The sequence below is a fragment of the Kitasatospora sp. NPDC059327 genome (assembly GCF_042752535.1).
GTDB lineage: Bacteria > Actinomycetota > Actinomycetes > Streptomycetales > Streptomycetaceae > Kitasatospora.
The window spans coordinates 1-19551 of sequence record NZ_JBHYYB010000127.1 but is presented as its reverse complement, the minus strand read 5'-3'; the positions used below and the strand labels follow the sequence as shown (position 1 = coordinate 19551).

The window sequence follows — 19551 nt, the reverse complement described above, 5'->3', positions numbered from 1 at the left end:
GGCACCCCCCCCCCCCCGCGCCCCCCGCCCCGGGCGCGCCCCCCGCCCCCCCCGGGCGCCCCCCCCTTGGCCCCCGCCAAGGGCGTCGCGCCGTCCTGCCGACCGGAGCGGGACGCGACTGCGGACGATCAGGACCGCTCGCCGGCCATCGGCGCCGAGAACCCACCTGCTTCCGGCCGATGAACTGCGGCCCCTATCGACTCAGCCCCTGTGCGGGGGAGTAGGTGATGCCGCGTGGGCCGCTGAGGCAACGGCCGGTGCCGGCGTCGAGGATCGCCGTGTGTCGGTAGCGCAGGGCAGGGCGGTCGATCTTGGGCCAGTCCCCGGGGTGGGGGATCGTCCCGGAAGGCCTGAGCCATGCCGCCGGGATGCTGAGCGTGTTGAGGAGGAAGTCCCTCTGCCGCTGCCGGCGGTCCGGGGTGTCGGCGGCGTGGTGGCGGGTGTCGGCGGGCAGGAGCCCCTGCGGGTCGTAGGTGAGGTAGGTGCGCCCGTTTCGGGTGTGCTGGTAGAGCGCCAGGCATTCGACGGCGGGCTCGCCGAGCCTGGACCGTGCGGCGATGCCCGCTGCGCCATCGTGCCTCCCGCCCCCGTGGGCTTTCCCGGACGCGAGATCGAAGGCGGTGGCGCGGTGTCGGCCCGTCCGGCCGAAGGGGTGGACCGGGCGGGTCTCGGCGTCGTCCCGCATGGTGCCGAGTGCGGCGCGCCAGGCGGCGCCTGTTCGGGTGAGCAGTTGTCCCAGGGCTCCGGGCTCGGGCTCTGCCGGACCGTACACCTCGTTGATGAGGGCGCTGTGTTCATCGGTGCCGAACTCGCACCGGCCGTCCTTGTCCGCGCGCCGGGCGACGGCGTGCCAGGAGGCGGCGAGCGGGTAGGGGGCGTAGACGAGGCCGTCCAGGTTTCCGTAGGGCCTGCCGACGGTTTCGTCGGGAGGCTCGACGACGGGCAGATTCGAGCTGTCGGGTTGCCAGAGCACGGTGACCATCGGCTCGTGGCTGTGGGCGGGCCGGCAGGTGGAGGAGTGGCGGTGCACGCGCCCGCGGCGCTGGATGAGTAGGTCGATCGGCGCGAGGTCGGTGTAGAGGGTGTCGAAGTCGATGTCGAGGGACTGCTCGACGATCTGGGTGGCGACGACGACGAGCCGGTGGGGGCGTGAGGGGTTGGGCCGGCCGCGGTCAGGCGCGGGGCCGAGGACGTCGAGGAGTCGCGACTCGATCGGTAGGCGGTCACGTCCCATCAGCCGGCCGTGCAGCAGGACGATCTCGCGCTCGTGCCACCCGTGCTCGGCGGCGAGGCCACGCAGTGTGCTGTGGAGTTCGACGGCGGAGTCGACGCGGTTGCGGACGACGGCGGTCACGCCGCCGTCGCCCGCCTCCCGGAGCAGGTGCGTGGCGAGCGTGACCGGCCCGGGCAGCGGCCTCAGGCGCAGCTCGGTGCGGCCGTACGGTGCCTGGTCGGCCGAGGGGTCGAAAGTGCCGGCGCGGCGGACGGTTCCGTCCTGATCGATGACGGCGACGGGGCCGGTCTGGCCGGCGTCCTTCAGCGCGACCCGGCGGCCGGCGCACCAGGCGTTCACGAGTGCTTCCCGCACGGCGGTGGAGAGCGTCGCGGACAGGACGACGACGGAAGCCCCCGCGTCGGCGAGCCATTCGACGGTGGCACCGAGCATTTCCTGCCGGAAGAGTTCGTAGGTGTGGGCCTCGTCGATGACCACCGTCTTTCCGGCCAGCCCGAGGAATCGCAGCATCCAGTGCTGAGGCCGTTGCGAGACGAGGACGACCTGGTCGACGGTGCCGACGCCGAAGGGGGAGACAAGGCCGAGGCTGTGCCGCAGGTACCACGGGTTGAGGACGACCCGGCCGGGCTCCCCGCTCTCGGCAGCGGCCACGGCGGCGGAGTCGGGCAAGGACCTCAGGGCGTTCTGGTGCCGGACGGTCGAGGCGTCGATCAGTCGGTGGACCTGTTCGGATGCCTCGGCCGCGGCGTGGACGACCGCCAGGTTGGACACCGCCGACGCGTCTGTGGAGTGCTTGACGAACCTCTCCAGCTCGCCGGCTGCCTGGTTGGTGGCGGCGCGGGTCGGCAGTGCCATGAACAGTCCTTGGTACCCGCACGTCCGTGCGAGGTGGTGGGCGATGGCGAAGGCCAGGCGGGTCTTGCCTGATCCGGTGCCGGACTCGACGAGGACCATGGCCGGGCCCGCGGTCGGCAGCGCGGCGAGTGCGGCGGCCTGGAACGCGCGGGGCTGCGAGCCGGGGAACAGTTCATGCCATGCCCGGGGTGCGGGAAGCCAGCGGTCGAGAGCCAGGTCGGTGATCGCCGCCTCGGCCTGCTGCTGCGACTGCGACCACCACCGGGCGGGGGGCTCGTCGAGCCGGCGGTAGGTGAAATGGTCGTCGCTGGAGGCGATCCAGTCAGCGAGGATGACGAGACCGGTGAACACCGGCAGTACGGAGGGGCGTTCGGGCCGTACGGTGCCGGGGAGATCGTCCGGGTTCACGCCGATCAGGTCGGCGCACTCGCTGACGAGCGCTTCGTGGACCGGTTTCCAGTCCTCGAACGGCACTGCTCCGGCCGCGCGTTGAACGGTGTCGAGGTCGGGGATGTGACCGTGGTGTCCTCCGAGCAGCAGGGCGACGGAGTGCAGGCCCGGGTTCTCCTCGCCCGTGCCTCCGCAGTCGACGCACTCGCAACCGAGGAGCCGTGGGAGGAGGGCGGCGGTGATGTGCTCGTGCCGGGCACTCGGCTGCTCGTGGGGACGGTCGTCGCGCGGGAGCCCGACCGAGCCGGCGAGCGCACGCCACGCGGCCCGTTCGGGGCCCCGCAGACCCGGGTCGTCGTTGCGGCCTGTCCCGAAGGACCGCTGGAAGCAGCCCGAACCCTTGCCGAGGTCGTGCAGACCGGCAAGGAACATGACCGTCCTGCGCGCACGCTCCTTGTCGCCGGCTCCGAACGCCTCGGCCAACCGCAGGCGCACGCCGGGCGTGAGGTAGCGATCCCACAGCTGACCGGTGCACGCGGCGGTGTCGAGCATGTGTGCCGCGAGCGGATTCCAGGCCGGGCGGCGGTGCCCCCGCGAGCGGCGACTCTGATCCGTCTTCCCCCAAATAGCGTGGTGAGCGGCGATATTGGATACCTGTCGGTCCGTCAACTACCGCCTCCGGCAGCTGCTACTGTCATGCCGCGACGCTACCCCAACGGCGATGCGAGTCAGAGGTTTTCGCTGGGAGTCGGTCGGTGAGGACGTCGACAGCTTCGAAGGGAGGGGCGATCTTGCACTGGGATCCACGGCACCGAGCATGCATTCCCGCGCTGACACCCGACGGTCCGCCGGGGCCGCAGAAGGTCTCGGGGGTGCGGGCGCTGAGGGACGCCGACCGGATCGCCGCCGTGTACGGGAGCACCCCGGGAGAGACCGCGGCGCTCCTCGAATGGCTGCTGGGGATGTTGTACGCCGTCGGTCACCACCCGCAGACCCATCGCGAATGGCTGACGTGGGTGGAAGAGCGCCGGCCCCTCGCCGAGGCGGCGGACCGGCTCGCGGAGTACGACGGGACGTGGAACCTCTTCGACCCCGACCGTCCGCTGGGCCAGAACGCCGCACTGCTGCGGCATGTGAACGCCTTCGGTACCGGGCCCGCACAGCTCGTCATCGAGCACGCCGGTGACTACAACCAGCACTTCGACCACCGACACCTGCACCACGCCCAGCCGCTGCCGGCCGATGCCGCCTGGCGGGCGATGCTCACGCAGCACACGTTCGGGCAGGGCCGACGCGCCCGGATTCCCGCCAAGCGGATGGGTCTCCCGGCCCCGTTCACCAACCTGTCCACCTGTCGGCTGGGTTCGCGCGTCCGGGTCTTCGCGCTCGGCCCGACGCTCGGCGACACGTTGCGGCTCAACCTCGCGCCCTGGGACGGTGACGACGTCGGCACCCTCAACCTGACCTGGGGAGACCGCGAGCGGAGGCCGTTCACCCACACCGGTGCCGAGGAGGTCCGCAGCCCCGATGGACCGGCCGACCTTCATACCGTCCTCGGCCGTTCGATCGCCCTGCGCGCCGTCCGGATGGAGAACGGGGAACCGGGCGTCGACCGAGTCCTCGTGGGGCCGGGCGAGACGCTCACCGAGCTGCCCGCCGCCTACCGGCAGGACGAGGTGCTGGTCATGCGCAACCGCAAGCTCGTGCCCTTCCGGCCGCAGGCCTCGCGCGACTTGTGGTGCGAGTCGCACGCCCTGTACGCGGCGGTCGCCGAACGCATGAAGGGCAACGACCTGTACGGGCGCCTGGCCATGCTCCGCAGCCTGCGACCGGAGCTCTGGGCCGTCGGCCTGCTGGCGGACCAGGGCAACCCGATCGCCTGGGTGGACGACCGGTTCCCCTTCGTCCCAGGCCGTGAGGGAAACCTCAGGCACGCCAGTGAACAGGGCTCCGCTGTCGCGGAGTACGCGGCGATCGCGCTTCAGAAGGCGGCTACCACCGCGCGCGAGTACGCCTACACGAACCCCAAGCCGTCCGACAAGGTTCATCATTTGGCGCGTTTCAACGGCGAGGCGGAGATGTGGGCGGGCGCCGGCGTGGAGTTCCACGCCATGCTCGACGCCGTCGCCGACGGTCACCCGGTGGCGGCCGCCGTCTTCCACTACGGGGCTGCCGTCCGGGCCCTCAGCAGGCAGGCCCTCGGCGCCAGACTGGACAGCCTCCCCGCGACCGGCCAGGGCATGAGGGCCCGCGCGAAGGCCGAGGAGCGGCTGGCCGCTGAGCTCGACCATCCCAAGGCGCCTGACCCGCTGAAGGAGAACCACCCGTGACCGCCCCCGCACCGACCGTCCCGGAACCGTCCCCGGGGCAGCGGCTCACCGTCTGGCTCTGCGGACTCGTCCGCGCTCGCCAGTACGGGCAGCTCGCCGACCTGCGCCGCCCCGCCGCGTTGACCCATGCCCGTCTGACGGCGGCGAGCTTCGCGCCGTCGGAGGAGACCCGGCCGGTCTTCGAGCAGGCCGCCTTCCTGTTCGCCCGCTACCACGCCGGCCAGCTGGATCCGTCTCCCGGCTTCGGTGACGTCGGCGCCGCTCTGCGCCGGATCGGCACGGGGGCGGGCCGGGGGCCGGCGAACCCGGGTGCCGTTCGGCTGCTGGACCGGGTCGTCGCCTCCCGCCGGATTCCCTGGCGTCACCTCCAGCACGCGGTGGAGCGTGCCAGGTCCTGCGACACCATCCCCCCGTCCTGGGCGGGCCTCACCGAGGACCTCGCCTCGTGGTCCGACCGCGGCAGGCCGGTCCAGTACCAGTGGGCCCGCTCCTTCCACACCCCGACCTTCACGCCGGAATCCCGCGGGACCGTCCCCGCCCATGCCCCGATCGGAGACGCCCCGTGACGACCAGCCCCGACACCGATGCCGGACCGCAGTACCTCTCCCTCCACCTCCTGGAGACCATGGTCGCGGTCCTACCGGTACGTGACGAGAACGGTATGCCCAAGGCGATCAGCCTCGGCGGAGACCTCCGCACCATGATCACCTCGCAGGCGCGCCGGCGCGCGGAACGCACCTACTCCCGCACGCGGGCGAACGCCGGGGACGGGCCGTTGGCCGGCCACACGATGGGTCTGCGCACGCGGGAGTGGGCGAAGATCACCGCTGCCGAGCTGGAAGCCCGGGGTTGGCCCAAGGAGGCGGCGCTTCCGACCGCCAAGGCCGTACTCAACGGGGTGGGACTCAAGTTCGGGGACAAGCCCAACACCGCCGACCTCACCAAGGTCCTGCTGTTCGCTCCCGAGAATGCCGGCGAGGTCCTCGCCGACCGGCTGACCGAGCGGCGCGAGACGGTCGTTGAGTGGAGCGCCGGATACCTGGCCGCGCAGACGGCGGCGGCCGTGAAGAAGGCGGCCGGCGCGGCCAAACGCCGGGCCAAGGCCAAGGCCCGCAAGGAGGGGACCTCGGCGGAGGAGCCGGAGCGGCACGGCGGTGACGACGCGGGCGAGGCCCTCCCGGTCCTGCCGAAGGAGCTGCGCGCCGCCGTCCTGGCGGCACTGGCACCGGGGGACGCGATCGACATCGCCCTCTACGGCCGCTTCCTCGCGGGGATCGCGGACTCGCCCGACGTCGACGGCGCCATCCAGACCGCCCACGCCTTCACCGTCCAGCCCGCTGAGCACATCGACGACTTCTACAGCGCTGCCGACGACGCCAAGCTCGATCGCAGGAGCCGCTCCCGCGCCAACGCGCTCGACTACCTGGACGCGGCCGAGGACGCCGGCGCTGGCATGACCGGCTACCAGTCCCTCGTCTCCGGCACCTTCTACCGCCACGCGGTCCTGGACCGCTACAAGCTGCGCGCCAACCTCAGGGCCGCGGGTATGGCGGCGGACCGGATCGAGGACGCCGCGGCGGCGGCCGAGCTGGAAGTGGTCGACGCCTTCGTCAACTCCCAGCCACGTGCCAAGACGAACACCACGGCGTCCACCGGATCGCTTCCCAAGCTCGTGATGGCCTTCGACGGCAAGCGCCCGTTCAACTACGGCCTCGCCTTCGAGAGCGCCGTCTTCGAGGAGAGCGACGGGCCCGCCTCCCTCGAAGCGACCCGCCGCCTCCTCGCCCAGCACGCCCTGGTCACCCGCAAGCGCGAGGACATCACGCCCGCCCGCCTCCTCACCTACGACCTCGCCGTCGAACGCCTTCTCGCCGAAGAGGCGAAGAACGGGACCCTGCCCGGTACCGAAGTCGACACCATCGAGGAGCTGAGCCGCCCATGACGGACTCCGTCCTCCTCGCACGGCTCGCCGCGCCCCTGCAGTCCTGGGGGAGGGGCTCGCACTTCGATCGTCGCGACACCCAGCTCCACCCCACCAAATCCGGCTGCGTCGGCATGATCGCCGCCGCACTCGGACTGGACTACAGCGACGACATCGGGCACCTGGCGGCGCTGCGCTTCGGCGTCCGCGCCGATCGGCCCGGGGCACCCGTCCGTGACTACCAGGTCGTCGGCGGCGGCCCCATGCCGCTGCGTCCACGCGACGTGATCACCGACCACCGGCGCGCCACCGCGGCGGCGGCGGCGCTCGAAGGCGAGAACGGTCCGACGTTCGGTCACTCCGCCGGCACCGCGCTCGCCGCCTGGTACGGCGCCCCGAAGGAGATCGCCCCGGACGAGGAGACCGGGGCCCTCGCGGCGGGAAACCTGCGCCGCGATCCGATGCAGACCTCTCGCTGGTACCTGGCGGACGCAGCCTTCGTCGCGGGCTTCCAGAGCCCGGACCTCGCTCTCCTGGAGGAGATCGCCGCCGCGCTGGAGCAGCCGAGGAGACTGCTCTGGCTCGGCCGGAAGGCCTGCCCGCCCTCGGGCACCATTGCCGGCGGGGTGCATCCCGGCACGCTGGAGACGGTCTTCCCGGCCACGAGCCTGCTGCCCGGGGCCGTCCGCGACCCGTGGCTGTGGTGTGAGGTCACGCCTGACACCCGGGGAGCGAGCCGGACCACTGATCAGCCCCTCACCTTCGATCCCGGACAGCGCGTCCACGCTGTCCGCTGGGAGGTCCGGACCCGGTTCGCCCCCGATCCGGTACCTGCCATCCACTGGGAGGACCTGATCCCATGACGGCCCGCCTGATCGCCTGTCACAGCATCATCGCCCTGGACGTCCGTCACCCCGTCGCGGCCCGAAGCCTCCTCGACGCGCAGGACATGCACCGCCTCGTGATGAGCGGCTTCCGCGGCTGGGTCGAGGACGGGCAGCCGGACGCCCGCGCGCAGATGGGCATCCTGTCGACCTGGAACGTGGACCTCAAGACCAACACGCTGCTGCTGGTCGTCCAGTCGAAGATCACCCCGGACTGGTCCCTCATCCCCCGAGACGCGCTCACCACCCGGATCGAGACCATCGGCGTCGACCAACCTCTCCGCAAGGGTGATGAGTTCACGTTCCGAACCGTCGTCAACGCACTGGTCGCCCGGGGAGACCCGAAGATTCCGGGAGGCCGCTCACGCAAGCTCCCCGCGGCTCGACCGGACCACGTACGCGACTGGCTGGTCAAACGCACCCAGCCGTCCCCCGACGGCATCACCACGGGCAGTGGAGCCCGGTTCATCGGTGCCGAGATCGACCCGGGGTCCCTCGCCGTCCGCATCCTTCCCCCCGTCACGAGCAGCCACCACGCCGGTCTGAAGATCAATCGCGCGGAAGCGAGGGGGAGGCTCCTCGTGGCCGACCCCGATGCCTTCCACACCACCCTCAGGGAAGGCATCGGTTCGGCACGGGCGTACGGCTGCGGGCTTGTACTCGTCCGTCCGAGCGGGTCGTGACCACCGAGCCGGAGCCTGCCTGTGCCCGGCCGCTGAAGTGAGCGGAGCCGGGACGGCCTCACCCGCGCCCCGCTCCACGGCGAGGATGGCCCTGGAGTGGGCGTACTTCGATGCCGCGGCCTGGCCACAGCCGGGACGGCATCACCGCCGAGGCACCCGGTACCCGCCGGGTGCGAGGGGCACGGGTCAGGGCGCGGTTGGTGGCGATCAGCGCATGGGCGGGCCCGGCGGCCTCCAGCGCGGCCCGCGCTATCGGGTCGGCGGGTTCGCTGCCGACCTCGACCAGTTCTGCGCGCGGCACCAGACCCGCCGCGGGCGCGCCGCGGCCCGCGCCCGGCGTGCGGCGGCCGCAGGGCCCTGAACGGGTTTTCCGGGTGGCCGCGAGCAGCTGGTAGGTCGCCGGCCGGTCCACAGGCGGGTGCTTCCCGCGCTTGCGGCAGTTCCGGCGCCCGTGAACACCGCGACGGACCTCACGGGTGCGACGGCCGTCTCAGCTCCGCTGGAAGAACTCCAGCTCCGCCAGGGCGAGATGGCGGTCGCCGTCCAGGCCTGCCGGAGCTTCGAGGGTCAGTCGGACGGTGGTGGCGTCGCTGATGCCGGTGGGGAAGGTCTGCGGGCCGGGCTTGTCGGTCAGGGTCAGCTGCTTGCGAGTCTTCCGGCCGTCCGAGGCCGTCACCTCCAGGTCGATGCGGAGGGCCCGGCCCTCGCGGGCGTAGTCCTCGGGGGAGGTCGAGGCGCCGTTGGTGACGATCACGGCCACCAGGCGGAACGGCTTGGCGAAGGTGTACGTCACCGAGGCGCCCGGGCCGGGGGCGCCCCAGTAGCGGTTGCTGAGGCCGTCGGTGGCGTTGCCGGCCGGGTGGCCGGGTACTTCGGCACTCGCCTCGACGCGGACCGGGGTCACCGGCTTGCTCTTGCCCAGCTTGTCCCGGGTGTCCTCGATCAGGCTCCGGCCGGCGGGCAGGAGCAGGAGGGCGCCCGCGCACAGGGCCAGCACCACGGCCAGGACCACCAGGAAGCGCGTCGTCCGGCCCGAGCCGGCGCGGGTGCGGCGGCGCGGTGGCCAGATCGTCCGCCACCAGGGGAGCGGCGGTGGGGTCGTACTGGGCGTGAGCGGGGTCGCGCAGCGGCGGCAGAAGCGGCGGTCGGGCGGGTTGGGCGTGCCGCAGGAGGGACAGGGCGCCCCGGCGGTGTCCTCGTCCACCGGGACCGGCCGGACGACCGGACGCGGCGCGACGGCCTTCGCCGGTCGCACGGGCTGCGGTGAGTCGGGGGGTGGGGCGGGAGGCGGCGGGTCGGAGGACTGGGGCTCGGAGGACGGGGGCTCGGTGGGCGGCGGCTCGGAGGGGGGCGAGGGGTCGGCGGGCCGGGGTGGGGCGGCCTCCGCCGGGGGGTCGGCAGCCGGTGCGTCCGACCAGTCCAGGTACGAGCCGCAGTTGCCGCAGAAGCCGTCCGTCGGGCCGTTGGAAGCCCCGCACACGGGACATTCGCGCATCGCCGTCACCCCTCCTCACCCGTGGGCGGTCCCGGCAGGACCTCCACCCGGCAGACCGTGTGGACCGGGCAGAGGCGCCGGACCAGCGCGCGGACCCGGTCCGCGTCCACCTCCTGCGCCGCGCCGCCCTGCCGCGCCCACACCCGGACGAGCACCTCGTCGGCCGGGGCGGGCGGCAGCGCGGCACCGGCCGTGTTCGACCAGGCGGCCCCGCCGTCCCCGCTGATCTCGGCGGACACGCCCAGTACCAGGCGCAGGGCCTCGACCAGGCCGCGCCGGGTGCCGCTCCAGCGGTGCAGTTCCACCGCGCGGGCCACCGCCTCGCGGCGCAGCTCCGGCGGCCAGCGCGGGTCGTCGGTGCCGCCGACCCAGGTGGCCAGCCAGGCCAGGAAGTCGGTCGGGGCCAGGCGAGGATCGAAGTACGAGGGCAGGTTGTCGAGGGTCGTGAACACCGGTGCCAGGACGGTGTCCAGTCCCGCCGTGAACCGTTGCGCGAAGTCGTCGTCGGCGTACAGCGCGGGCAGCTGCTCGCCGATCGGGTGTCGGCTGGGCAGGCCGGGGACGGCGGCGCGGCTCATCCGCGCACCTCCGGTTCCCGGGCGGTCACGACCACCTGGTGCTGGTAGGAGAAGACCAGCGCGCCCGCGCCCACGTCGATCCGGTCGACCGGGGCGCCGCGCCGGCCCGTCACCGGGTCGGCGGCGAACAGCCTGATCTCCTCCACCACCGCCTCCCCGACGGCGCGGTGCAGCACGCCGAACACCTCCCCGTACTGCACCGGCCGCCCGAACGGCCGGCCCGTCCCGTCGGGCCCGCCGTGCAACGGGTCGAGGTGCCGGTAGAGCGCGCCGAGCGCCGCGTCGCGCACCCGGTCGGCGTCCGCGGCCGGTGCCGAGAGCCGGGCGACGACGGTGACGCCCTGGTAGAACGGCGGTTCGACGAGGAGCCGGGTGCCGATCAGGCGCCGCTCGTCGAGGGCGCGGGTGATCCTGGCGAGGACCTGGTCGGAGGGGATCAGCTGCTCGAAGCGGAGCCGGCCGCCCTCGTCGGGCACGGCGTCCGGCACCACCAGGACCCGCACCGCGCCCGCGCCCGCGTCCCGGTCGGGCAGGCAGCGGACCCGGCGCACGGAGGGTGCCGCCTGCCGGGCGATGATCTCGTAGTCCTCGGCGGTCACCGCCCGCTCCTGCATGCGCAGCGTCTCCGGTGCCCGCAGTTTGGCGTTGTCGACGGTCTCCCCGGCGACACCGCCGCGCGCCGCCTCCCGGTTGACGACCCGGGCGACGTACGGGACGGAGCTGCGCAGGACGGAGATCGCGCCGCGGGAGACGTTGCCCGCCGGGCCGCCGCCGGTGCGGTAGCGGGCGACCCGGATCCGGGCGCCCTTGGCCGGCACGGCCCCGCACGGACGCAGGGTGCCGTCGGCCTCGCGCAGCACCGGCGGGAACAGGAACTCGCCGGTGGTGGCGTCCACCCGGACGTGCCGGTCGGCCGGCCCGGAGCGCCCGAAGTGCTCCACCACCTCCCAGCGCTGCCACCCGTCCGGCGAGGACACCTCCACCACCGGGGGTTCCCCGTCGAGCAGTACGGGTGGGCGGCCGAGCCGGAAGGACTGCCCCGCCACCCCCTCCGACACGCCGAGCGGTACGTCGGTCACCCGCTCGGCGTGCTCCACGGCCGTCGTGCCGCCGACGGTGAAGACGGCGGCCTCGCGCACCGTCGGCGACTCCGAGTAGAACGGCTGTCCCGGCTCCGCCTCGGTGACCCGGCAGCGCAGCCAGCCCGCCCGGGTGCCGCTGACCAGCGACTCCGTGTGCCCGGCCGGAACGTACACGATGACCTCACCGGGCCGGTTCAGCCCGCCGGTGCTGTCGGCGCCGGTCTCGCAGCGCTGCCACCGGCCGCCGTCCCAGGCCTCCCAGACCAGCGGGGGCTGGCGCGGGTCGACGCCGACGCCCTCGACGCGGCTGTCGAGGCGGACCGCGACCACGCAGCGCGGCACCGCCGTCGGCAGGCCGAACAGCAGCGCGTCGCCGGGTTCGGGCGCGGCCTGGAAGCACGGGATGTCCCGGCCCTCGGCCAGCGCACCCGTCCGGTCGGTCTGCTCGCCGGTGCGGGGCGCGGTGACCAGCCGGGTCAGCTCGCTCGGCACGACGCGCAGGTCGTCGGTGGTGGCGAAGACCACGGCCGCCTCGGTCTCACCGGCCGCCGTCGTCACCTCGGTGCCCGCGGGCAGCGTCACCGCGTCCGGCTGGGGGGCCGACAGCCAGAAGTCGACCTCGGCGACGGCCGCCGACGGCGGGTACAGCCGGATGCCCAACAGGTCCAGGAAGGCCAGGTAGTTCTTGTCCGGGACCCGGTTCAGCCGGTACAGCAGCTGGTCCACGAGGTAGGCGAAGGTCTCGATCAGGGTGACGCCCGGATCGGAGACGTTGTGGTCGGTCCACTCCGGGGCGCGTTGCTGCACGTACCGCTTCGCCTCGTCGACGAGCTGCTGGAACCGTCGGTCGTCCAGGTTGGGGGAGGGCAGGGCCATCAGTCCGCGACCGTTTCCTCGGCCCCCTCCTCGGAGGGGATCGTGTAGAAGGGGAAGACCAGGTTGCGCCGGTCGTTGGTGGTGCGCACCGTGTAGCGCACGTCGATGTAGAGGGTGGCCGTCTCCACCGCGTCGAAGGCCACGACGACCTCGTCCACCGCGATCCGCGGCTCCCAGCGCTCCAGCGCCTCGCGCACCTGCTGGGCGATCCGCCCGGCGGTGACGCCGTCGCCGGGGGCGAAGACGTACTCGTGGATGCCGCAGCCGAAGTCGGGCCGCATCGGCCGCTCGCCGGGCGCGGTGCCCAGGACCAGGCGGATGGCCTCCTCCAGTTCCCGCTCCCGCTCGACCATGGCGATCCCGCCGGTCGGCCCGACCCGCAGCGGGAACGCCCAGCCGCGCCCGATGAACCGATCGCCCATCACAGGCCTCCGATCAGGACGTCGGGCGCGCCGGTCAGGACCGCCGCGCCGCACGCCGTCTGGTCGCGGGCGCGTGCGGCGGGCAGTCCGCCGATCAGCACCACGCCCCCGGTGACCGCGGTGGGGTTGGGCACGAGCACGTTCCCCGGTCCCAGGGCCGCGTGCGGCGGCACCGGGCAGACGTGCAGGCTGCCCACCACGGCGGCGGGCTGTCCGCCGATCAGCACCGTCGCCACCCGCGCGGCGGCGCCGGGCGGCGGGGTCGCGATCCGGCCACCGTGGTTGGTGGGGTCACCGGTCCGGGCTGCGGCTGGCATCGGGGCTCCTCGGGGAGAAGGGTCAGGGGAGAAGGGGAGAAGGGTCAAGGGAGAAGGGTCAAGGGGGAGGGCGGGCGGGGGGTCAGTTGATCCGGATGAGGCGGGCCTTGAGGACGGCGAGCAGGCCGCCGTCGACGGAGACGTCCGCCGTCCCGGACACCTGGACCGACCGGCCGCCGATGCTGACCCCGGCGGTGCCGTCGATGTCGACCTGCCGGCCGGTCACCTTCACGGTGCCCTGCCGGGCGTCGAGCGTGATGCCGTCCCGGTCCAGCAGGACGGAGGTCAGCGGACGGTTCCGTCCCGCGTACACGGTGAGCTCGATCCGGTCCCGGCGGTCGTCCAGACGGACCTCCAGCCGCTCGTCCCCGGTCACCAGCCGCAGCCCGGAGGGGCCCGGCGCCGGCGCGTCCAGCAGCTCCACGCGGTGACCCGAACGCGAGGCCACCGAACGGCGGTTGACCTTGCCGCTGGTCGCGTCGACCAGCGGCACCTGGTGCGGCGAGGGCTGGTCCACGCCGTTGTAGAGCCCGCCGATCACGTACGGACTGTCCAGCAGGCCCTGCTCGAACCCGACCAGCACCTCGTCGTTGACCTCGGGGCTCACCACCCCGCCGCCGCCCTTGCCGCCCCACTGGACGGTGCGCACCCAGTCGGTGACGTACGTGTCGTCCAGCCAGGGGAACGTCAGGCGCACCGCGCCGCGTTCGGAGCCGTTCGGCTCGCGCACGTCCGTCACCACGCCGACCGCCAGACCGGGGATGCGCGGGCCGCGCCCCGGGGCGTCGGCGCCGGACATCAGGCCGGGCAGGGAGCGGTCCGGACCGGCGCCGACCCACACGGTGGTGCGGTAGCCGCCGTGCGGCTCCAGCACGTGCTGCACGGCGGTCGCCGTGTACCGGCCGGAGAACGCCGGCCCCACATTGCCCAGCGCCACCGGTTTGCCGGCCCGCAGCAGCGGATTGCCCTCGGCCACCGCCTCCAGGTCGCCGAAGCCGGCGCTCACCCGGGCCGCCGCCGCGCGGGCGGCCGCCGTCGTCTCCGCCTGCGTCCGGTAGGGGGTGTCGGTGACGGTCACGGCCGACGTCCCGAACCGGGCGGCCGACCCGGGAGCGAGGCCCGGCACCACGGTGTCGCTGACCACGGACGGCTGCTCGGCGACCAACGGCCGCTTCGTGGCGACGTCCCAGCCGCGCACCCGCACCTTGGAGGCGCCGTCGGCGGCCGACAGCGCGGCCCGCAGCGCCAGCAGGTTGCGCCCGTACTCCAGGACCATCGGGTCGAGCACGGCCGACGTCGAGGGCGAGGGCGCCCCGGACGCCTTCGCGGGCCGGGTGAACTGGAGCAGCCCCTGGTCGTCTACGCGCACCCGCGCACCGCTCTCGCCGGCGAGGAACTGCAGGAACTCCCAGTCGGAGACGTTCGCCTGGGACAGCTGCCGGTACGTCACCGGCGCGGCCTCCACCTTCCCGACCGCCAGGCCGGCGCCCGCGGCCACCTTGCGGACGATGTCCGCGGCGGTCATGTTCCGGTACGCGACGACCTTGCGGCCGCGCTGGAGCCGGTGGGCCTTGGAGTAGGCCCGGACGACGGTGAACGACCCGGTGCTGTCCCGGTCGATCTCCAGGGCCGTGACCTCCCCGCCGAACAGCCGCTCCCGCGCCTGCCCCTTCGCCGTCGTCACCGACACGCGCAGCGGGGAGCCGATGGTGATGCCGGTGGCGCGCAGGAACTCGTGGTCGGGGTCGCGGTAGGTGAGCACGGCGGCGTCCGGCAGGCCCACGTTCTCGTCGACCACGCAGCTGACCAGCTGCGCCGCCCAGATCTGCGGCAGCTCGCCGGGGGCCTCCACGATCGGGTCGGCCGCGAAGGACCTGCCCCCGGAATCGAACCCGCTCACCGTTCCCCCTCGCCGCTGCCGTGGCCGAACCCGCTGCCGATGCTGTGTCCGTCGTCGAAGGCGTGCCTGCCGCCGGTCGCCCGGGCGCGGTCGTCGTCCCGCAGGGCCGGCACCACCAACTCGGTGCCTGGGGCGAGCGCCATCGGGTCGTCGATGCCGTTCGCCTCCGCGATGACCCGCCAGGCCGTCGCGTCGCCGTACTCACGCCAGGCCAGCATCGCCAGGCTGTCGCCCGCCACCAGGGTGTGCGTGCTGCGCGCGGTGCGCGCGCCCGATGTCGGGTTCTGGCCGGGCGGGTCGACGCTCGCCTCCTCGATGGACAGCGAGCAGGTCGCCCGCAACGGCGTGCCGTCCACGTCGAAGAGCGTGTACGAGACCGACAGGTTCGACAGCACCCCGTCGAACGAGGTGGTCCGCGCGCTGCCCCACTCGAAGCGCACCCAGGGGCTCGCCGGCTTCTTGCGGCCGAGACTGGCCGGGGTCGGCACACACGCCTTCATCAGCTTCTCCACCGCCCGCTCCACCGAGTCGTCGTGGGTGGCGGTGGCGTCCAGGAAGACCTCCAGGCTCAGGGTGCGCGGGCCGCTGCCCACGAACTCGGGCAGTGCCGACTGCCCCGCCATCCGGGACGGGGACCGCCGCCACTCGGTGGTCTTGCCCAACTGCAGGGTGGAGGGGTTGAACTGGAGGTCGAGCCGGGCGATCGTCCCGCCGGGCTTGGCGCCGACCGAGGCCGGGGGCTCTTTCAGGGTGAGCTGCGCCCTGGCGCGGCTGGCGCGTGCCGAGAAGGCCATGGCGTGGCTTCCTTCCGGAGCGGGAGTACGGCGGTCGTCGGACGGGGTGGTGGTGGACGGGGTGGTGGGGGGCGGTGAGGGACGGGGCGGTGGCGGGGCGGTCAGGCGGGGAGGAGTCCCGCGTGGGCGATCTCCAGGGTCTCCACCGCGGCCGCGGAGTTGGCGGGGTCGAAGGACGGACCCTGCCAGCGGACCGGGACGATCCCGAAGACCTGCCAGCTGATGATCCGGCTCAGATCGGGCCGCAGGGCCACGATCTCGCCGTCCTTCGGCTCGACCCGCCGCAGCGTCTCGTCCAGCCAGCGGCCGATCTTCGCCGTGTCGGCGGTGACCGGCCGGGTGAGGGTGATGTTCGACCAGGTCACGCGGCCCGGGAGCTGCCAGGTGAAGCCGTTGTTGCCGCCCTCGGCATAGCTCTCCATCTCCACCTCGGCGCCCATGCCGGAGCAGGTGTGGAAGGCGCCCAGGTCATTGCCGCCGATCGCCAGCCGGAAGAACACGCTGGTCGCGAAGATGTTGTCCGTCATCGGTCCGTGGTCCGTTTCTCGTTCGTGCGGGTGGTCAGCGGCGGCCGTCGAAGGTCCTGCCCGCGCGGTCCCGGCCGCGCCGCAGCTCGGTGCGCAACAGACGGGCGACCGGGTCGAGCAGGCGGCGGGCCAGGTCGTCCAGATCGAGGTCGCCGCCCTGTGGTCCGGCGTCCCGCGGATGTCCGCCGGTCCGGTCGGCGGCGGTGACCCGCTGGTCCGGGGCGGTGCTGCCGGGGGCGGTGGCCGGGGTGACGGTGCGCGGGGTGACGGTGTGCGGGGTGGTGGCGGTCGTGGCCGGGACGGTGCCCCGGGTGCCGCCGGTGTCGCGTTGCACGGCGAGCGGGGGCGCGGCGGGGGCCGCCGCCGGGGGGACTCCCGGCGGGCCGCCGGCGTCCGGCGTCCTGGACCGCGCCGGCGGCACCACGGGCAGCGGCCGGGCCGAGGGCTCGGCCCGGGAGGGCCGGACCACCAGGGGTGGCGTGTGCGGGGCGGTCACGGGCAGCGGGCCGGCCGGGCGCCCGGGGCCGGCCGGGCGGAGGGCCTCCGGCGCGGGAAGGGCGCCGGAGGTGACGGATGGACGAAGCGGGCCGGACGCGGTCACCGGGTGCGGCCCTGGGGAGCCGGGCGCCCGCTGAACGTGCTGCGGCGCGGTGGTGGAGGGCGGGACGGCCCAGCGTGCCGCGACCACCGGGCGGCTCGCTGGGCGGGCGGCCGTGACGGGGGACGCCGCGCTCCCCATGTCCCGGCCGCTGCCGAGGGTCAGGGGCCGGGCCGCGAGCAACTGGACGCTGCGGGGCGGAGCGGCCGGTGCCCGGCCCGGGGCCGCGGGCCGATCGGCGAGGACGAGGGGGACGGGCCCGCTCGTCGGGGCCCCCGCAGGCGGTGCGGGAACGCCGGCCCGGCCGCCGTGCCGGGGAGTGGTGATCGGGGGAGTGGTGATCGGGGGCGTGGTGGTCGGGGACGCGGTGGTCGGGGGCGCGGGAGCTGGTGCCGGGGCCGGGGGCGCGGGGTGCTGTCCCGCTCCCGGCACGGGTATGCGCTGGACGGCGGCCGGGACGGCGGTGGTGGCCGGGGCGGCGGGGCGAGTGGCGCCCGGCGCCGTCGGGTGGTTGGCGGTCGGTGGCATCGCGGGCAGCGGGGCCCCCAGCCCGGCGCGCGGACGCCGGGCGGTCCGTGCGGGACCGCCCTCGGCAGTCGGCGCCTCCGGCTGCCGCTGCACGACGGACAGGGCCGGCCCCGAGGGCGCGGCCGTGGCGGGGGGTTCACCGGCCCGCGCCCGAACGGGCGCGCCGAAACCCAAGGGCGCCGCGCCGGCGGGCAGTTCGGCCAGCGGCGGACCGAGGGTCGGCCGGGTGGCCGCGCGCTGCACGGGCACGTCGGCCGCGGTCTGCGTCGCGGGACGGACGATGGGCATGGCCGGTGCGGGACGGGCGGGTTCTGGGCCCAGGGCTGCTGCGGTGGTGGGGAGTTCTGGGGGAGCCGTCGTGCCGGGGGTGGGGTGATCGGCCGTGCGCCGCACGGAGGTGTCGGCCGCGGTCTCGGTCGGGCGCTGGACGGTGGGCCTGCTTGGTGCGGGGGTGGGGAGGTGGGTCGCCGGTGCGCCGAGGGTCGGGTGCTCGGCCGCGCGCTGCACGGGCGCGTCGAGTGCGGTCTCCGTCGGGCGCTGGACGACGGGCAAGGTAGGCGCGGGGGTGGCGGCCTCCGGTCCCACGGGTGCGGTGGGGGTGGGGAGGTGGGTCGCCGGTGCGCCGAGGGTCGGGTGCTCCGCCGTGCGCTGCACGGGCGCGTCGAGTGGAGTCTCCGGCCGGCGCTGGACGACGGGTGCGGGGGTGGCGGGGGTGGCGGGCCCCGGCCTCAAACGGGCCGGGGGAGAGGGGAGTTCGGTCTTCGAAGTGTCCAGGGCCGGACGGTCGGCCGTGCGCCGCACGGGCGCGTCGGTTGCGGGCTCCGGCTGCCGCTGGACGACGGGCATGGCCGGTGCCGGTGCCGGTGCCTCCGCAGGGGCGGGGGCGGGGCCGACCACGTCCGTGGGCGCGGTGGGCGCGGTGGGCACCCGGACTTCGGTCGGCCGGGTGTCGAGCGGGGACGCAGGGTCGGCCGCCCGCTGCACCGGTGCGTCGGGGGACGGGCCGCCGAGGTGTGCCGGGGGGACGGCGGGGCGCACGGCGGGCACCCGACGCCTGGGCGTGGCGGGTGCCCGGGCGACGGTCAGTGGCCGGCCGACGGGGCGCGTCCGCACCGCGGCGGCGCGGTTCGCTTCGGCGTGGTCCGCCGGGGCGCCTGCGCCGGCCTGGTCGGGACGGGCGGTGGTGGCGGCGGACGCCTCGCGGCCCGGCCGGTGGCCGGTGGCGGCGGGGAGGGGTGCGGCCGTGCCGGCGGTCCGCTGGACGGGCCGTCCGGCGGGGGCCGTCCCCGGGGCGCCCGCGCCGGCGGCGACGGGGACCACCGCGATCCGGCGGACCAGCGGGAGCCGGACGGGTGCCGGTGTACGACCGGCCCCGGTCGGGGCACCGGCCGGAGCCGTGCTCGGGGTCGCGGCGGTCGTCTCGGCTCGCCGGCCGACGGGGGCGCCTAGCGCGTCCGCGCCGAGTACCGCCGCGGACCGCGCGGGCGTGCGGCCACGGGTACCGGGTGCGTCGCCCGCTGCTCCGACCGTCGCCGGGGCCTCCCGGCCGCCGACGGAGGGGCCCGGGTGCCCGCCGGCCTCGCCCGCCCCGTCGGGCCGCGAGTGGCCGGCGTCGGCCCTGAGCGCGGGCGCGGTCTGTGCGGACACCGGGGCGCCCTTCGCCGAAGCGCGCGCACCCGAAGCGCGCGCATCCGACCCGCGCGCATCCGACCCGCGCGCATCCGACCCGCGCGCATCCGACGTGCGCGCACCCGACCCGCTCGGCCGCGGCCGGCCCGCGACCGGTGTATCCGGTGCGGGAGGCGCCGCCCCCGGCGCGCCGTCCGCGTCGGCCGGCCGCAGCGCCCTGAGCAGCAGCGGGCCGCCGCCGCTCCGGGTGGGATGCGCGGTGGCGGGGCGGGCGAGGCCGCGGACGAGGCCGGTCGGGGCGGTCGGCAGCAGGGCGTGGGCGAGGCCGGTGTCGAAGGACGGATCGCGCCAGGCGGCCAGCCCGTTCCGGAAGGCGAGTCCGTCACTGACGCCCATCGGCGCCCGGGACACGGTCAGCAGGGGCGGCGCGGTGCGGCGCCACCCGCCGTCCCAGTCCGCGGGCACGCCCGGGCCCCGGCCGGCGGCGCCCTCCTGGCCCGTGCTCGCC

General features: G+C 74.9%; 15 protein-coding genes. 5 read left to right on the top strand and 10 right to left on the bottom strand.

The window, feature by feature from the left end:
* Window positions 1-193: 193 nt before the first annotated feature.
* Window positions 194-3148 (bottom strand): CRISPR-associated helicase Cas3', encoded by a 2955-nt coding sequence (gene cas3, locus ACFXHB_RS39970; RefSeq protein WP_380581246.1) that lies wholly within the window; start codon window positions 3146-3148, stop codon window positions 194-196.
* Between the two features lie 86 nt (window positions 3149-3234).
* Here cas3 and ACFXHB_RS39965 point away from each other — a divergent pair, with 86 nt between their 5' ends.
* From ACFXHB_RS39965 to ACFXHB_RS39945, 5 genes are read left to right on the top strand one after another with little or no spacing between them, the layout of a single operon-like run.
* Entirely contained in the window at window positions 3235-4809 is a 1575-nt protein-coding gene (locus ACFXHB_RS39965; protein WP_380581244.1) for a type I-E CRISPR-associated protein Cse1/CasA, read from the top strand.
* The gene (casB, locus tag ACFXHB_RS39960) at window positions 4806-5375 is read left to right on the top strand and encodes a type I-E CRISPR-associated protein Cse2/CasB (protein WP_380581242.1); all 570 of its coding nucleotides are present in this window, start codon (window positions 4806-4808) and stop codon (window positions 5373-5375) included. Before ACFXHB_RS39965 ends, casB begins: the two co-directional genes overlap by 4 nt.
* A complete protein-coding gene (locus ACFXHB_RS39955; protein WP_380581240.1) occupies window positions 5372-6751 on the top strand; it encodes a type I-E CRISPR-associated protein Cas7/Cse4/CasC in 1380 nt (459 codons plus the stop codon). The genes casB and ACFXHB_RS39955 overlap by 4 nt, the downstream gene beginning before the upstream one ends.
* The gene (cas5e, locus tag ACFXHB_RS39950; RefSeq protein ID WP_380581238.1) at window positions 6748-7593 is read left to right on the top strand and encodes a type I-E CRISPR-associated protein Cas5/CasD; all 846 of its coding nucleotides are present in this window, start codon (window positions 6748-6750) and stop codon (window positions 7591-7593) included. The genes ACFXHB_RS39955 and cas5e overlap by 4 nt, the downstream gene beginning before the upstream one ends.
* Window positions 7590-8297 (top strand): type I-E CRISPR-associated protein Cas6/Cse3/CasE, encoded by a 708-nt coding sequence (locus ACFXHB_RS39945; protein WP_380581236.1) that lies wholly within the window; start codon window positions 7590-7592, stop codon window positions 8295-8297. The genes cas5e and ACFXHB_RS39945 overlap by 4 nt, the downstream gene beginning before the upstream one ends.
* Window positions 8298-8787: 490 nt before the next feature.
* On the opposite strand, the gene ACFXHB_RS39940 is transcribed toward ACFXHB_RS39945, so the two are convergent.
* From ACFXHB_RS39940 to ACFXHB_RS39900, 9 genes are all read right to left on the bottom strand, one after another.
* Window positions 8788-9792 carry an NADase-type glycan-binding domain-containing protein gene (locus ACFXHB_RS39940; protein WP_380581234.1) on the bottom strand — a complete coding sequence of 335 codons (1005 nt, stop codon included), beginning with the start codon at window positions 9790-9792 and terminating at the stop codon, window positions 8788-8790.
* A 5-nt stretch (window positions 9793-9797) separates the two neighbouring features.
* On the bottom strand, window positions 9798-10370 hold the full coding sequence (locus ACFXHB_RS39935; protein WP_380581232.1) for a phage tail protein: 573 nt from the start codon (window positions 10368-10370) through the stop codon (window positions 9798-9800).
* Complete coding sequence (locus ACFXHB_RS39930) at window positions 10367-12328, bottom strand: putative baseplate assembly protein (protein ID WP_380581230.1); 1962 nt, start codon at window positions 12326-12328, stop codon at window positions 10367-10369. The genes ACFXHB_RS39935 and ACFXHB_RS39930 overlap by 4 nt, the downstream gene beginning before the upstream one ends.
* On the bottom strand, window positions 12328-12750 hold the full coding sequence (locus ACFXHB_RS39925; protein WP_380581228.1) for a GPW/gp25 family protein: 423 nt from the start codon (window positions 12748-12750) through the stop codon (window positions 12328-12330). The genes ACFXHB_RS39930 and ACFXHB_RS39925 overlap by 1 nt, the downstream gene beginning before the upstream one ends.
* Window positions 12750-13067 (bottom strand): PAAR domain-containing protein, encoded by a 318-nt coding sequence (locus ACFXHB_RS39920; protein WP_380581226.1) that lies wholly within the window; start codon window positions 13065-13067, stop codon window positions 12750-12752. Before ACFXHB_RS39920 ends, ACFXHB_RS39925 begins: the two co-directional genes overlap by 1 nt.
* 82 nt (window positions 13068-13149) lie before the next feature.
* Complete coding sequence (locus ACFXHB_RS39915; RefSeq protein WP_380581224.1) at window positions 13150-14967, bottom strand: VgrG-related protein; 1818 nt, start codon at window positions 14965-14967, stop codon at window positions 13150-13152.
* A complete protein-coding gene (locus ACFXHB_RS39910; protein ID WP_380581222.1) occupies window positions 14964-15761 on the bottom strand; it encodes a LysM peptidoglycan-binding domain-containing protein in 798 nt (265 codons plus the stop codon). The genes ACFXHB_RS39915 and ACFXHB_RS39910 overlap by 4 nt, the downstream gene beginning before the upstream one ends.
* A gap of 101 nt (window positions 15762-15862) precedes the next feature.
* The gene (locus ACFXHB_RS39905; RefSeq protein WP_030394849.1) at window positions 15863-16288 is read right to left on the bottom strand and encodes a phage tail protein; all 426 of its coding nucleotides are present in this window, start codon (window positions 16286-16288) and stop codon (window positions 15863-15865) included.
* A gap of 34 nt (window positions 16289-16322) precedes the next feature.
* Window positions 16323-19551, bottom strand: a 3229-nt coding sequence (locus ACFXHB_RS39900; RefSeq protein WP_380581220.1) for a hypothetical protein, incomplete at its 5' end; no start/stop codon positions are given.